This is a genomic window from Polynucleobacter sp. AP-Sanab-80-C2 (assembly GCF_035012965.1).
GTDB lineage: Bacteria > Pseudomonadota > Gammaproteobacteria > Burkholderiales > Burkholderiaceae > Polynucleobacter.
Genome location: NZ_JAYGQS010000005.1, coordinates 56,628 through 69,666, shown reverse-complemented (window position 1 = coordinate 69,666; position 13,039 = coordinate 56,628). Strand labels below are relative to the sequence as shown.

Here is a 13,039-nt window from a genome sequence, read left to right as displayed (position 1 = left end):
GTTTTTTCTAATACATCTAGACTTACTTTGACTACAGTACCATCACCTTGTATCAACTGGTGCGACATGAATCCTGAAAATGGGTATTGTCGAGGTTGCTATCGCACGCTTACTGAAATCGCAGATTGGTCAGAACTTTCAAATGCAGAGAAACTCAAGGTTTGGTCACAACTAGAAACTCGCAAACCTCAAGCTGCTCAATAGTTCAATAAACGCTTTTTAAAAAGTTTACTTATTGACGTCCACAATCAAACGTCCACGCACATTGCCCGCCATCAACTCTTGAGCATACTGAAGTGATTCGCCTAAAGTAATTTCATGAGAAATTTCATCAAGTGTTTTCAAATCCACTAACTTACTAAGTTGCTCATAAGCCGCAATTCGTTTTTCACGGGGAACGGTAACGCTATTCACGCCATACAAAGTGACGCCACGCAAAATAAATGGCGCAACACTGGATGGAAAATCCATACCTTGCGCAAGACCACAGGCAGCGACTGCACCATTGCTCTTCGTCTGTGCACAGGCGTTAGCCAAAGTATGACTGCCAACGCTATCTAATACTGCTGCCCAACGTTCTTTAGCTAAAGGTTTTCCTGGTGCAGACAAAGTTGCACGATCAATCACTTCAGCAGCACCTAGTTTTTTCAAATAATCCGCTTCGGCTATTCGACCTGTACTAGCAACGACCGTGAAACCCAGCTTACTCAACAAGTGGACGGCAAAACTACCTACACCACCTGCAGCGCCCGTTACCAATACCTCACCATCACTTGGTTTGAGACCATGCTTTTGCAAGCCCATGACACACAGCATTGCGGTATACCCAGCAGTACCAATTGCTAAAGCTTGTTTGGCGGTAAAGCCTTTGGGCAAAGGAATCAGCCAATCAGCCTTTACCCTAGCCTGCTGAGCTAATCCACCCCAATGCCCCTCACCAACCCCCCAGCCATTCAAAAGTACCATGTCACCAGTCTTAAAATCAGGGCTAGAGCTTTCTATCACTTCGCCAGCAAAATCGATCCCCGGAACCATTGGAAAACTACGCACTACTGGGCTTTTGCCAGTAATCGCTAAACCATCCTTGTAATTGAGGGTGGAATATAAGACCCTTACCCGCACATCGCCCTCAGGGAGATTGGCCTCATCTGCCTGGCCCAATTCGGCTCGATAACCCTGGTCATCCTTATTAATCAATATTGCTTTAAACATGTCTCTTCCTTTTCAAACGAGGCAATTCCCCACAGCTTTTGCTTAATAGGTTTATCCTAACGAGCATTGCTAATTATGGAGGCTTCCATGAAAAAAATTCTACTATTAACCGCGATTTCTGGTTTGATGCTCTCTGGGTGCTACTCTACCCAAATCAATATGTCTATGGGCAATATGCGCCTCATTACCTCTAGTGCGAACCCACAAGACGTGATGGATTTTGCGACTAAGACTTGTAAGAGCGATTTTTATGAAGGTGCCAGCTTCTTATCCAAGGCTGGCAAGGAATATCGTTTTAAATGCGTGAAGGCGGAAGAAAATGAAGTATTGATTCCCATTCCAGGAACTACTATCGCCCCAGCAGAGGCAAAGTAAGTCGTTGATGACCCCGTTTACCTCACAAGAGCTTCGCAAAGGTTTTGCCTCTTTTGCGACTGGGGTTACCGTCATTACCTGTATTGATGAGAATCAACATTCTCACGGCATCACGATTAGCTCTTTCAATACAGTATCTCTAGAGCCGCCCTTAATCTTGTGGAGCCTCAAGAAACACTCGCGCCTCATGCCCTGGGTGGAAGTTGGCAAAAAGCACCTCATTCATGTCCTAGAGCGGTCACAAGAAAACTTGGCGATGCACTTTGCAACTGTAAAAGTAGATCAGTTTGCTGGGCTTGATCATAAAATTGCCGCCAGTGGTCTTACTCAGATCGATCATTGCGTCGCATATTACGAGTGCGAAACAGTCTCAGTCCACGTCGGTGGGGATCACAACATTATTGTTGCCAAAGTCATTCAATTAAAAAATCATCCTGAAAAAGAGCCGCTCATTTTTGCGCGCAGCAAATTTGTTGGTCTTGATTTTTCTGAGATCAAAACTAGCTAACACTAATTAATACTTCTAAGGAAATGCCATGATGCGTTTATGGGGTCGCAAAAGTTCCATCAATGTTCAAAAAGTATTGTGGTGTCTAGCTGAGTTGGGACTCAAAGAAGGGTCTGATTTTGAAAGAATTGATGCAGGGCTTCAATTTGGCATCGTTCGCTCACCAGAATTCTTAAAACTGAATCCTAATGGACTTGTGCCAACACTAGAAGATGGCGATCTCGTGCTATGGGAATCGAATACCATCATGCGCTACCTGGCCGCGCAGTACGATAAAAATAAACGCTTTCCATCAGACGTGAATTCTCAGTTTGGCTATGAAAAATGGATGGACTGGCAGGTTGGAACTCTTTGGCCAGTTTTACGTCCCGCCTTTCTAGGTCTCACTAGAGTTCCGGAAGCGGAGCGTAATCACGCGGCTATTCAAAAAGCGTACCAAGATACCAACCAATTATTTGCTTTGCTTGATCAAACTCTGGAGTCACAAGCCTACTGCTCCGGCAAGCAATTTCATATCGGTGATATTGTGCTGGCCTTATGTGTGCATCGCTGGATATTGCTTAATGAGACCTTCCCTCAGCAAACTGGATTGCGCACTGATCTCAAAAACATTAAGCGCTGGGTAAAACAACTTCAGGCAGAAACTCACTTTCAAGAGTTTGCAGAGAAAGAACTCAATATCATTAGTAAATGATATTGAGTTAGCTTAGCTTTCCACCTTTATCCCTGCTTAAATTTCTTCTCGTGGTGATCTGCACCCATGAAAAGATACATTGCGGGTACGACAAATAAAGTGAACAAGGTACCAATCGATAGGCCAGTAAAGATCACAATCCCCATTGATTGACGTCCTGCGGCACCAGCACCAGAAGCTATTACTAGCGGCACCACTCCCAAAACCATCGCGGCAGTCGTCATCAAGATCGGCCTTAAGCGCACGCTACTCGCCTCCACAATCGCATCTAGCTTGCTTCGTCCTGCCTCTTGCAATTCATTAGCAAACTCTACAATCAAGATACCGTGCTTGCTGATTAAACCCATCAGCGTAACTAATCCGACCTGTGTATAAACATTCAAAGTTGTGAATCCGAGGTTAATAAAGATGAGAGCCCCAAAGAGTGCTAGCGGCACAGAAACGAGAATGACAATCGGATCACGGAAGCTTTCAAACTGCGCAGCAAGCACTAAGAACACGATCAAAATCGCAAAGAACATGGTGACCAAGAATCCACCAGACTCCGCCATAAATTGACGAGAAGGACCTGCGTAGTCCATGGCATAACCATTTGGCGCAACCTCTTTTAAAGTTTGACGCATGTACTCCAATAGATCCGCCTGAGAAATAAAGGGCGTGCTCACACCAAAAATCGTTGCCGAATTTAATTGCTGAAAGTGATTAATCGATTGGGGAACCACTTTTTGTTTAATACTTGCAATCGTGCGCGCCTGAATCATGGCGCCACTTGGTGTACGAATGTAGTAATCCAAAATCTGGTCGGGATTCAAGCGATCAACTTGTTTCACCTGTGGAATCACTTTATAAGAGCGACCTGCAACGGAGAAGTAGTTAACATAACCGCCGCCCAAGGCTGCAGATAATGCTGCACCGACTTGCTGCTGTGTCATTCCCAAGGCAGCCACCTTTTCGCGATCAATCACTAATACGTCTTGTGGCTTGTCGATCTTTAGATCAGTATCTACAAAGAAGAAATTACCGCTACGGCGCGCTTTATCTAAAACCGCTTGCGCTACATCATTCAACTGCTCATAAGACTCTGTTGTGTTGATAACGACTTGTACTGGCAAGCCTTGGGCCCCCGGTAATGCTGGGAACTGAAATGCGGCTACGCGCGCGCCAGCAATCGTATTCCACTTTTGCTGCATGTCTTGTTGGAACTTCGTTGCATTACGACTGCGCTCACTCCAATCTTTTAACAAAATTCCACCAAAGCTAGAGGTTGGACTGGTGATCTGAAAGGCTTGCTCATATTCTGGTTCAGCAGCAGCAATTGCATAAATTTGATCTGCATAGGTTTGCATTTGATTCACGGTAGCATTCGGGGGACCAGATGCCTGCATCAAAACAATGCCTTGGTCTTCGGTAGGAGCGAGCTCTGCGCGAGCGGTAGCATATAAGTAAGCAACACCACCCAACAAAATGGCGCCCATCACAACAATGACCTGCCAAGTACTCAACAAATCACGCAAAGTAGTCTGGTAACTGTGATGTACCTTATCAAAAATTTGATCAATTTTTTTAACGAATGAAGATGCCTCTTGCTCCTCAGTAAAGATACGCGAGCACATCATCGGGGATAAAGTCAACGCAATCAAACCTGATACCGCAACCGCGCTGGCCAGCGTAAAAGCAAATTCAGTAAAGAGCGCGCCTGTGAGACCACCTTGGAAACCAATCGGAATATAGACCGCAATTAAGACAACGGTCATCGCTAAAATAGGACTACCTAGTTCGCGTGCAGCAATCAGAGACGCTTCTAAAGGTGACTTACCCTCTTTCATATGCCTATCAACGTTTTCTACGACGATGATGGCGTCATCAACCACTAAGCCGATTGCGAGCACTAGGGCGAGAAGGGTTAGCAAGTTAATCGAATAGCCCAAAACTTGCATCAAAAAGAAAGTGCCAATCAAAGAGAGTGGCATTGCAATTACTGGCACAGCAACAGCGCGCGCGCTACCCAAGAAGAGATAAATCACCAAAGTCACAATGATCAAAGCTTCAAGCAAGGTCGTAACTACTTCATCAATCGAGCTAGTAATAAATTTAGTAGAGTCATAAACAATATTGCCATTCATGCCAATGGGTAATTGCTTTTGGATATTTGGGACGGCGTCTCTTACGCGTTGTGCAACATCTAGTAAGTTAGCCTGCGGTGCGACTTTAATTGCAATAAAGACCGACTGCTTGCCACTGAATGCCACATTCGTGTTGTAGTCCTCAGATCCCAAAGATACATTGGCGACCTGATCTAAATAGACAATATTGATGCCATCTTTTTTAACAACTAACTTGCGAAATTCATCCAGAGTATGAAGATCAGTCCCAGCAACTAAGTCAACAGAGACCATATCGCCCTTAGTGCTGCCCACTGCTGATAAATAATTATTGGCAGACATCGCGCTATAGACATCGTCTGCACCTATTCCTAGACCGGCCATCTTTTCACGATCTAGCCAAGCGCGTAAAGCAAACTTTCTGCCGCCAGTAATTTCGGCATTCTGTACACCCTCGATGGAATCTAACTTTGGCTTAACTACGCGCAACAAGTAATCTGTGATCGCATTATTGGGTAACTGATCACTATAAAAGCCCATGTACATTGCCGCGATAGATTGACCTACCTGCACCGTGAGAACAGGCTGTTGTGCCTGCGGGGGTAATTGATTTTTGACTGCGCTAATTTGCGTCTGAATCTGTGTCAATGCTGCATTAGAGTTGTAGTTCAACTTTAAGGTAGCAACAATAGTAGATACACCACTCACACTAGTTGAAGATAAGTAATCAATTCCTTGGGCCTGTGCTATAGATGCCTCAAGGGGCTGCGTTATAAACCCAGCAATCGTTTCAGGATCTGCACCGTAATAGGCAGTGGTGATGGTAACAATGGCATTTTGTGTTTGAGGATATTGATTAACTGGGAGAGACCCGATCGCCTTCAAACCAAATGCCAATACGAGCGCACTCACCACCAGCGAGAGTACTGGCCTGCGAATGAATATGTCCGTCCAATTCATCGACTACTTATTCCTGAGGTCTAGGATCAGGTGAATTTGCAGGTTGCACCTTATTGTTGATCATTAATGGCGTGCCATTCTTTAGCTTGAGCTGACCACTCGTTACAACGGTATCGCCCTCATTAATGCCTTTGAGAATAGCCACCTGATCGCCACGAGTACTACCGGTAGTCACAAATACTTGTTGTGCCTCTAAAGCGGGCTTACCTTTTTTATCTTTCTTACCAGTATCTTTAGCAATGAAGACTGTTGAACCGTAGGGGTTATAAGTCACAGCAGTTTGTGGCAGTGTTAGCAACTTCACTTGGTCGCCAAGCTTAATATTCACATTTGCAAACATTCCTGGAAGCACTTTCTTGTCCGGATTAGCAATCTGCGCCTCAATTTGAATATTGCGGGTATTGGTATCCACCTTCGGGCTCACTGCGGTAATCTTGCCAGCGAAACTTGCATCCTTAAATGCGTCTGTAGTAACCACTACATCTTGGCCAACTTGAATCTGCTCAGCATTGCTTTGTGGCAATGTGAAGTCCACAAAAATAGGGTCTAAAGTCTGCAGCGTGAATAACTTATCACCAGAATTAACGTACTGACCTGGATTAATAGAAACAATACCGACCCGCCCGCTAAATGGCGCTTTCAGATTTTTCTTGGCTACTAAGGCTGCTTGCGCTTCTACTTGTGCCTGCTTAGATTTTGCGTCAGCTTTGCTGCTATCAAATACGTTTTTACTAATCGCCTGAATCACTAACTGTTGCGCATCCCGCTCATTAATCACCTTGGCGAGGTCTGCCATGGCTTTTAAGGAATTCAACTGCGCCACATCTGAAGCATCATTGAGCTTAATCAATAGCTCGCCTTCTTTGACATCTTGACCAGACTTAATTGGTACTGTCTGTACCAGACCACCGATCTCAGTGCTCAACTCTACACCCCTGAAGGCGCGCACATTACCTACGCTACTCAACTGGGGCTGCCATTCAGAGCTTCCTACTACCATCGTCGACACGGTTGCTGGTGGCAAACCCATTCCCGAGATGAAGTACTTAATCATGAAAGTCTTCAATTGATTGAAGGTAAAAATTAAACCTAGCAATAAGAATACGGCACACAACATGATCGTCATGCGACGTTGAAGTGGCTCCATCGTCATGAGCTTGGCATACGCTTTAGTGCCGCGCCACTTAACTCCCATGCGCGCATAGAAAGCTTTGGCTTTTTCCCAAAGTGCGATAGCCTTATCCCGTAATTTCCATTGCTCAGCTTTGAGTTTCATCCAAGCCCATACGGCAAGGATGGCGGTAATCAACTTGCTTTTAATTGTTTCCAGAAGTTTCATTTTGATCTTTATTCGCTATGGCTTTTGGTTTGAAAGCGGGGCCTTCGCGATTCCACCAGCCCCCGCCTAATGCTGTAAATAATGCTGCTGTATCAGAAAATCTCGTTGCTTGTGCAGCCACCGATTTCACTTTTGCCTGTTGATACTGGTTTTGATAATAGAGTACCGCTAGGTAACTAGCTGTTCCTAATTTATATTGTTGCTGCACAAGGTCCAATGTTTCATAGGCATAGCGCTCGGCGTCAGATGCTGCTTTCAGTCCTTGCGCACCCGTCTCAAGTGCGCGTAATGCATTGGCAACCTCTTGAAATGCGCTTAATACTGTTGCCTGATACTGAAAAGCTGCCTGCTCGTAATTCGCAATCGCCCCACGACGCTGCGCTAATAGCTGTCCACCTTGAAACAGAGGCTGCAAAATACCGCCACCGATAGACCATAAGGCCGAATTAGGCCCAAATAAAGCTGCTGAAGTTAACGCAGCAGAACCAATGGAACCCGTAATATTAAATTGAGGCAATAAATTTGCCGTAGCAACCCCTACAAATGCGTTCTGTGCCTTTAGCTGAGCCTCAGCTGCCCGCACATCAGGACGTTGACGCACTAAGCTCGATGGTACCGAAAGAGGTAATTTTTCTGGTAGATGTAATTTGCTGAGATCGAACTGAGTAATAGCAGCATTGCTAGGCAGCTCGCCCACTAATACCGCTAACTGGTTGCGTGCAAACGCTAAATTTCTTTCGTAATTAAAAAGATCTACCTGAGAAGTTGAAACTAAAGTTCGCTGTGAAGTGACGTCTACTTTAGATACTGTGCCAATGGCTAATTGTTTTTCAGTCACTTCCGCAAGATTGGTTTGCGCTTTCAAAATTTCTTCCGTAGCTTGTAGTTGCGCACGGAGTGCTGCTTCTTTCACAGCGCTAGTGACAACGTTCGCCGTCAAAGAGAGATAGGCGCCTTCAAGTTGATACTGCGCAACTTCTGCTTGAGCTCTTGCGCCCTCAACCGCACGGCGGGCGCCACCAAACACATCCAGTTTGTAGCTCACGTTTACCGAGGTGTTGTAGAGGTTGTAAGTGTCTGAGCCATAAGGAATGCCGTAGATTGCTGAAGGCTGAAGCTGCCGTGTAGCAGCACCGCCAACACTTACCGCCGGAAAATATTGCCCACCAATTTGAGCGTTGACATTTTCTTGGGCAGCGCGCAATGCTGCATCAGCTGCGCCTAAATTCGGATTTTGCTGTAAAGCTTTTTTAATCAAAGCATCTAATTCAGGGGACTTGTATAACTCCCACCACTGTGCCTCTATGTCAGCACCTTCGACAAACTCTTGCTCAGTGCCACCAGGAACGCCAGGAGCAGTAGTGAGTTTTTTAGATAAGGGGCCTTCGGTATACGAAGATGTTTTGGGTGCTTCTGGTTGCTTAAAATCTGGCCCAACTGCACACGCAGAAATTACGCCTGTCCAAATCAGTGCAAGTAAACGCAAGCTTGAGAATGGGGGTACTTTCGACAGAAACATGAATTGCAACAAATATCCTCTTTTACAAGAGTTATTTGAACACAAAAATGGCATCAGGACTTCCTAAAGTCCTGATTTATCTGCTTAAATTTATTCGACTGTCACACTCTTTGCTAAGTTTCTAGGCTTATCAACATCAGTGCCGCGAGCACACGCAGTGTGATACGCCAACAACTGCAGTGGGACCACATGTAGGATGGGCGAAAGATTGCCATAGTGTTCAGGCAAGCGAATCACATGAATACCATCGCTGCTGACGATCTCAGTATCTTGATCGGCAAATACATATAACTTTCCACCACGCGCCTTCACTTCTTGCATATTGGACTTCAACTTCTCTAGCAAGTCATCTTTGGGAGCAACCGTAACGACTGGCATCTTGTCGGTCACTAATGCCAGCGGTCCATGCTTTAGCTCGCCTGCAGGATAGGCTTCTGCATGTATATAGGAAATCTCCTTTAACTTCAATGCGCCTTCCAGTGCGATTGGATAATGCATGCCACGACCTAAGAAGAGCGCATTCTCGCATTTAGAAAAAACATCGCTCCAAGCAATGATTTGTGGCTCAAGTGCTAGCGCTGCATGCAACGCTTTTGGTAAATGGCGTAATTCACGGAGAAGCTCTTTCTCTTTTTCTGCAGAAACTTTTCCAGCACGCTTAGCAATCGAAATCGCCAAAAGATAGAGCGCTAGCAATTGCGTAGTGAATGCTTTAGTAGATGCAACGCCAATTTCAGCACCTGCTTTGGTTAAGAAATGCCAGTTGGTTTCACGAACCATCGCACTACTCGCAACGTTGCAGATAGCCAAAGCATATGGATGGCCAAGAGCCTTGGCATGGCGCAAGGCTGCCAAGGTATCGGCCGTCTCGCCTGATTGTGAGACCACCACAATTAAAGTCTTCGGATTAGGTACTGTTGTCCGATAGCGATATTCACTCGCGATTTCTACTTGAGTAGGAATACCGGCAAGATCCTCCAACCAATACTTAGCAACGCACGCAGAGTAATAACTCGTGCCGCAAGCCAGAATTAAAATCTGGTCAAAAGCTTTCCAATCATCAGCGTTCGCACCAAATAACTCTGGACCAAATGAAGCAATGTTGGCAAGAGTATCCCCAATCGCTCTTGGTTGCTCAAAGATTTCTTTTTGCATGTAATGCTGATAAGGGCCCAGGTCTACAGAGTCTGCTTGTGCTGGCATTGGCTTGCGATCACGCTCCACAGATTCACCTGCCTGATTAATCACTGCAACGCTATCTGCCTTGAGAACAGCGACATCACCCTCTTCTAAATACATCATCGAATGAGTGCGACCAGCTAATGCTAGGGCATCGGATGCAAGAAAATTTTCCTGATCGCCAAGCGCCACCACTAAAGGCGAGCCTACACGTGCCCCAACCAAAGTTGCGGGGCTGTCTTGTGCGATCACCCCGATTGCATAAGCACCATGCAGCTTAGGTAATACCGCTCTAACCGATTGTGCAATATCCTTTTGGCCAGCACTCACATATTGCTGATGAATCAAATGGGCAATCACTTCGGTGTCAGTCTCAGAAGTAAAGACATAGCCGCCCGTTTTTAATTCTGTGCGCAGCGCTTCGTAGTTTTCAATAATGCCGTTGTGGACAACTGCAATCAAACCATTTGAAATATGAGGATGTGCATTTTGTGTATTCGGCTTACCGTGGGTTGCCCAGCGTGTATGAGCGATACCTAGGGTGCCACGAAAGTCTTTGCCTTGTTCAGCCAGCTCAGAAACACGTGCGGTGGTGCGCGCTCTTTCAATGGGGTGCTTAGCATCATCACCATTGATTACTGCAAAACCACAAGAGTCATACCCGCGATACTCAAGACGACGCAAACCCTCAACCAAAACATCAACAATATTTTTGTGGGATGCCGCCCCAACAATACCGCACATTATTTTTTACCCTTTACAGCTTTCTTTGCTACTTTTTTTACTACTTTCTTCACAGTCTTTTTGACTGCAACTTTTTTTGTCGCCAGTGTTTTCTCTTTCTTTGTGGGGCGCTGCCATGGCAAAGAAATTTGTTTTGCTCTTGAGATCGTCAATTGATTGGCAGGCGCATCTTTAGTCAAGGTGGTGCCAGCGCCTAATGTAGCGCCGCGTCCAACTCTCACCGGGGCAACCAACTGAGTATCTGAGCCAATGAAGGCATCGTCTTCAATAATGGTCTGGTGCTTATTTACTCCATCGTAATTACAAGTAATCGTGCCGGCACCAATATTGACTCTTGAGCCCACAATAGAATCACCAACATAAGCCAAGTGATTGGCTTTGCTATTAGCTGCAATTTTGCTGTTCTTCACTTCGACAAAATTACCGATGTGAACATCATTCGATAAATCTGCACCAGGTCGTAAGCGAGCATATGGCCCAATCACTGATTGATTGCCAACCTTTGCGCCGTCTAAATGACTATAAGGATGAACAACAACATCTTTACCAATCACGCTGTTACGAATCACGCAATATGGGCCAATCTTTGTGCCCGATGCCAATGTAACGCAACCCTCAAATACACAACCGACATCGATAGAAACATCATTACCGCACTCTAAGGTCCCGCGCACATCTATACGCGCTGGGTCAGCAAGAGATACGCCGGCATCCATTAATTGATTGGCAATATTAAGTTGATGAATTCGCTCTAAAGCGGCTAGTTGATCACGACTATTCACACCCACAGTTTCAAACTCGGCATCAGCTTGCGTAGTTCGAATGGGCACACCATCCTTAACAGCCATTGCGATGACATCCGTTAAATAGTATTCGCCCTGAGCATTGCTTGCACTCAATGCTTTGAGCCATTTATTCAGAGCATTGGTTGGCAATACCATAATGCCGGTATTAATTTCATGAATGGTTTTTTGAGCGGATGTTGCATCCTTCTCTTCAACAATCTCTTTAACAGAGCCATCGGTATCGCGCACAATGCGCCCATAGCCTGTTGGATTATTTAAATTCTGAGTAAGAAGTGCTAACGCAGAATCTTTGCCACGTACACCATCAGCTAGCTTAGTCAATTTACTTAAAGTCTTTTGGGTTGTCAGCGGCACATCGCCGTACAAAACTAAAGTGGGTTCTTGTAAATCAAGCTTAGGCAGTGCCTGCAGCAGTGCATGCCCAGTACCCTTTTGTTGGGCCTGCATAGCGGTGCTCACGCTACTAAATCTGGAATCTTCCTTAGCGGCACTGAATAGGAATTCTTTGACATCTGCAGCGCCATGCCCCACAACCACAATCGGTCCATTTTTAGAGGACTTTGCTTGCAGAGATAAAGCGGTATTAAGCACATGCTGTAGAAGGGGCTTACCTGCCAGAGTTTGCAGGACCTTGGGCAAGGCAGATTTCATCCGCTTTCCTTGCCCAGCAGCCAATATGACAATATTCATAAAGGGGGATTATAAGTCCCCTGAATCAGGGTTCCACATGCCAATTCGTCTAAATCCGCCTCATCAATTGCCTTGTCGCCTGCGGACCTCGCAGCAATTCCAGTCAACTCAGTATCAATCTCCAGACCCTGAAAATCAAAAGCTTCCCCATCCATCAGGTGGGAAGGCACGATATGGTGCATTGAGCGGAATAGATTCTCTACACGACCAGGATGCTTCTTTTCCCAATCGCGGAGCATTTCTTTCATCACCTGGCGCTGCAGATTAGGCTGACTGCCGCACAAATCACAGGGAATGATCGGGAAGTTCATATCAACCGCATAGCGTTCCAACAATTTTTCTGGAACATAAGCTAGAGGTCGAATCACAATATGCTTGCCATCGTCTGAGCGTAACTTAGGCGGCATTCCTTTGAGCTTGCCCGCATAGAACATATTGAGCATCAGCGTTTCTAAAATGTCGTCGCGATGATGACCTAAGGCAATCTTGGTTGCGCCCAACTCATCGGCAACACGATACAAAATACCGCGACGCAAACGAGAACACAAACCACAGGTCGTTTTACCTTCAGGGATAACGCGCTTGACGATACTGTAGGTATCTTGCTCTTCAATGTGAAATGGAATGCCTAAACTCTTAAGATAATTAGGCAAGGTCTCCGCAGGAAAATTAGGCTGCTTCTGATCTAAGTTCACTGCAACGATTTCAAAATGGATAGGTGCACGCTCGCGAAGCTTCATCAAGACATCTAGCATGGCATAGCTATCTTTACCCCCAGATACACACACCATCACCTTATCGCCGTCTTCGATCATGCCAAAGTCACCAATGGCTTGACCCACCAAGCGGCAGAGTTTTTTCTCTAGCTTGTTTTCTTCGAAGACAACTTTACGAATATCGCCCATGACAAT

General features: G+C 45.6%; 11 protein-coding genes. 4 read left to right on the top strand and 7 right to left on the bottom strand.

The features are described 5' to 3' along the window. Positions 1 to 27: 27 nt before the first annotated feature. Positions 28 to 204, top strand: coding sequence for a DUF1289 domain-containing protein (locus VC178_RS08900; RefSeq protein ID WP_215319221.1), 177 nt, complete (start codon positions 28 to 30; stop codon positions 202 to 204). Between the two features lie 24 nt (positions 205 to 228). On the opposite strand, the gene VC178_RS08895 is transcribed toward VC178_RS08900, so the two are convergent. Then, a complete protein-coding gene (locus VC178_RS08895; RefSeq protein WP_323482272.1) occupies positions 229 to 1,212 on the bottom strand; it encodes an MDR family oxidoreductase in 984 nt (327 codons plus the stop codon). 87 nt (positions 1,213 to 1,299) lie between these two features. Here VC178_RS08895 and VC178_RS08890 point away from each other — a divergent pair, with 87 nt between their 5' ends. Genes VC178_RS08890 through VC178_RS08880 form a run of 3 tightly spaced genes read left to right on the top strand, consistent with a single transcriptional unit; the run spans position 1,300 to position 2,789 of the window. Continuing rightward, positions 1,300 to 1,587: a hypothetical protein gene (locus VC178_RS08890; protein WP_215295968.1), complete on the top strand. Its 288-nt coding sequence runs from the start codon at positions 1,300 to 1,302 to the stop codon at positions 1,585 to 1,587. Between the two features lie 7 nt (positions 1,588 to 1,594). Continuing rightward, positions 1,595 to 2,095: a flavin reductase family protein gene (locus tag VC178_RS08885; protein ID WP_215295969.1), complete on the top strand. Its 501-nt coding sequence runs from the start codon at positions 1,595 to 1,597 to the stop codon at positions 2,093 to 2,095. 28 nt (positions 2,096 to 2,123) lie between these two features. Continuing rightward, complete coding sequence (locus tag VC178_RS08880) at positions 2,124 to 2,789, top strand: glutathione S-transferase family protein (protein ID WP_323482271.1); 666 nt, start codon at positions 2,124 to 2,126, stop codon at positions 2,787 to 2,789. 26 nt (positions 2,790 to 2,815) lie between these two features. On the opposite strand, the gene VC178_RS08875 is transcribed toward VC178_RS08880, so the two are convergent. From VC178_RS08875 to ttcA, 6 genes are all read right to left on the bottom strand, one after another. Next, on the bottom strand, positions 2,816 to 5,851 hold the full coding sequence (locus tag VC178_RS08875) for an efflux RND transporter permease subunit (RefSeq protein ID WP_323482270.1): 3,036 nt from the start codon (positions 5,849 to 5,851) through the stop codon (positions 2,816 to 2,818). A gap of 7 nt (positions 5,852 to 5,858) precedes the next feature. Further along, entirely contained in the window at positions 5,859 to 6,998 is a 1,140-nt protein-coding gene (locus VC178_RS08870; RefSeq protein ID WP_215320971.1) for an efflux RND transporter periplasmic adaptor subunit, read from the bottom strand. A gap of 169 nt (positions 6,999 to 7,167) precedes the next feature. Beyond that, the gene (locus VC178_RS08865; RefSeq protein WP_215295972.1) at positions 7,168 to 8,709 is read right to left on the bottom strand and encodes an efflux transporter outer membrane subunit; all 1,542 of its coding nucleotides are present in this window, start codon (positions 8,707 to 8,709) and stop codon (positions 7,168 to 7,170) included. Between the two features lie 90 nt (positions 8,710 to 8,799). Next, positions 8,800 to 10,632 carry a glutamine--fructose-6-phosphate transaminase (isomerizing) gene (gene glmS / locus VC178_RS08860; protein ID WP_323482269.1) on the bottom strand — a complete coding sequence of 611 codons (1,833 nt, stop codon included), beginning with the start codon at positions 10,630 to 10,632 and terminating at the stop codon, positions 8,800 to 8,802. After that, positions 10,632 to 12,128: a bifunctional UDP-N-acetylglucosamine diphosphorylase/glucosamine-1-phosphate N-acetyltransferase GlmU gene (glmU, locus tag VC178_RS08855; RefSeq protein WP_323482268.1), complete on the bottom strand. Its 1,497-nt coding sequence runs from the start codon at positions 12,126 to 12,128 to the stop codon at positions 10,632 to 10,634. The genes glmS and glmU overlap by 1 nt, the downstream gene beginning before the upstream one ends. Further along, on the bottom strand, positions 12,125 to 13,033 hold the full coding sequence (ttcA, locus tag VC178_RS08850; protein WP_323482267.1) for a tRNA 2-thiocytidine(32) synthetase TtcA: 909 nt from the start codon (positions 13,031 to 13,033) through the stop codon (positions 12,125 to 12,127). The genes glmU and ttcA overlap by 4 nt, the downstream gene beginning before the upstream one ends. Positions 13,034 to 13,039: the final 6 nt, after the last annotated feature.

Coding starts and splice junctions, on each gene's coding strand:
- VC178_RS08895 (WP_323482272.1), bottom strand. CDS start 1,212: ATGTTTAAAGCAATATTGATTAATAAGGATGACCAGGGTTATCGAGCC.
- VC178_RS08890 (WP_215295968.1), top strand. CDS start 1,300: ATGAAAAAAATTCTACTATTAACCGCGATTTCTGGTTTGATGCTCTCT.
- VC178_RS08885 (WP_215295969.1), top strand. CDS start 1,595: ATGACCCCGTTTACCTCACAAGAGCTTCGCAAAGGTTTTGCCTCTTTT.
- VC178_RS08880 (WP_323482271.1), top strand. CDS start 2,124: ATGATGCGTTTATGGGGTCGCAAAAGTTCCATCAATGTTCAAAAAGTA.
- VC178_RS08875 (WP_323482270.1), bottom strand. CDS start 5,851: ATGAATTGGACGGACATATTCATTCGCAGGCCAGTACTCTCGCTGGTG.
- glmU (WP_323482268.1), bottom strand. CDS start 12,128: ATGAATATTGTCATATTGGCTGCTGGGCAAGGAAAGCGGATGAAATCT.
- VC178_RS08865 (WP_215295972.1), bottom strand. CDS start 8,709: ATGTTTCTGTCGAAAGTACCCCCATTCTCAAGCTTGCGTTTACTTGCA.
- ttcA (WP_323482267.1), bottom strand. CDS start 13,033: ATGGGCGATATTCGTAAAGTTGTCTTCGAAGAAAACAAGCTAGAGAAA.
- VC178_RS08870 (WP_215320971.1), bottom strand. CDS start 6,998: ATGGAGCCACTTCAACGTCGCATGACGATCATGTTGTGTGCCGTATTC.
- glmS (WP_323482269.1), bottom strand. CDS start 10,632: ATGTGCGGTATTGTTGGGGCGGCATCCCACAAAAATATTGTTGATGTT.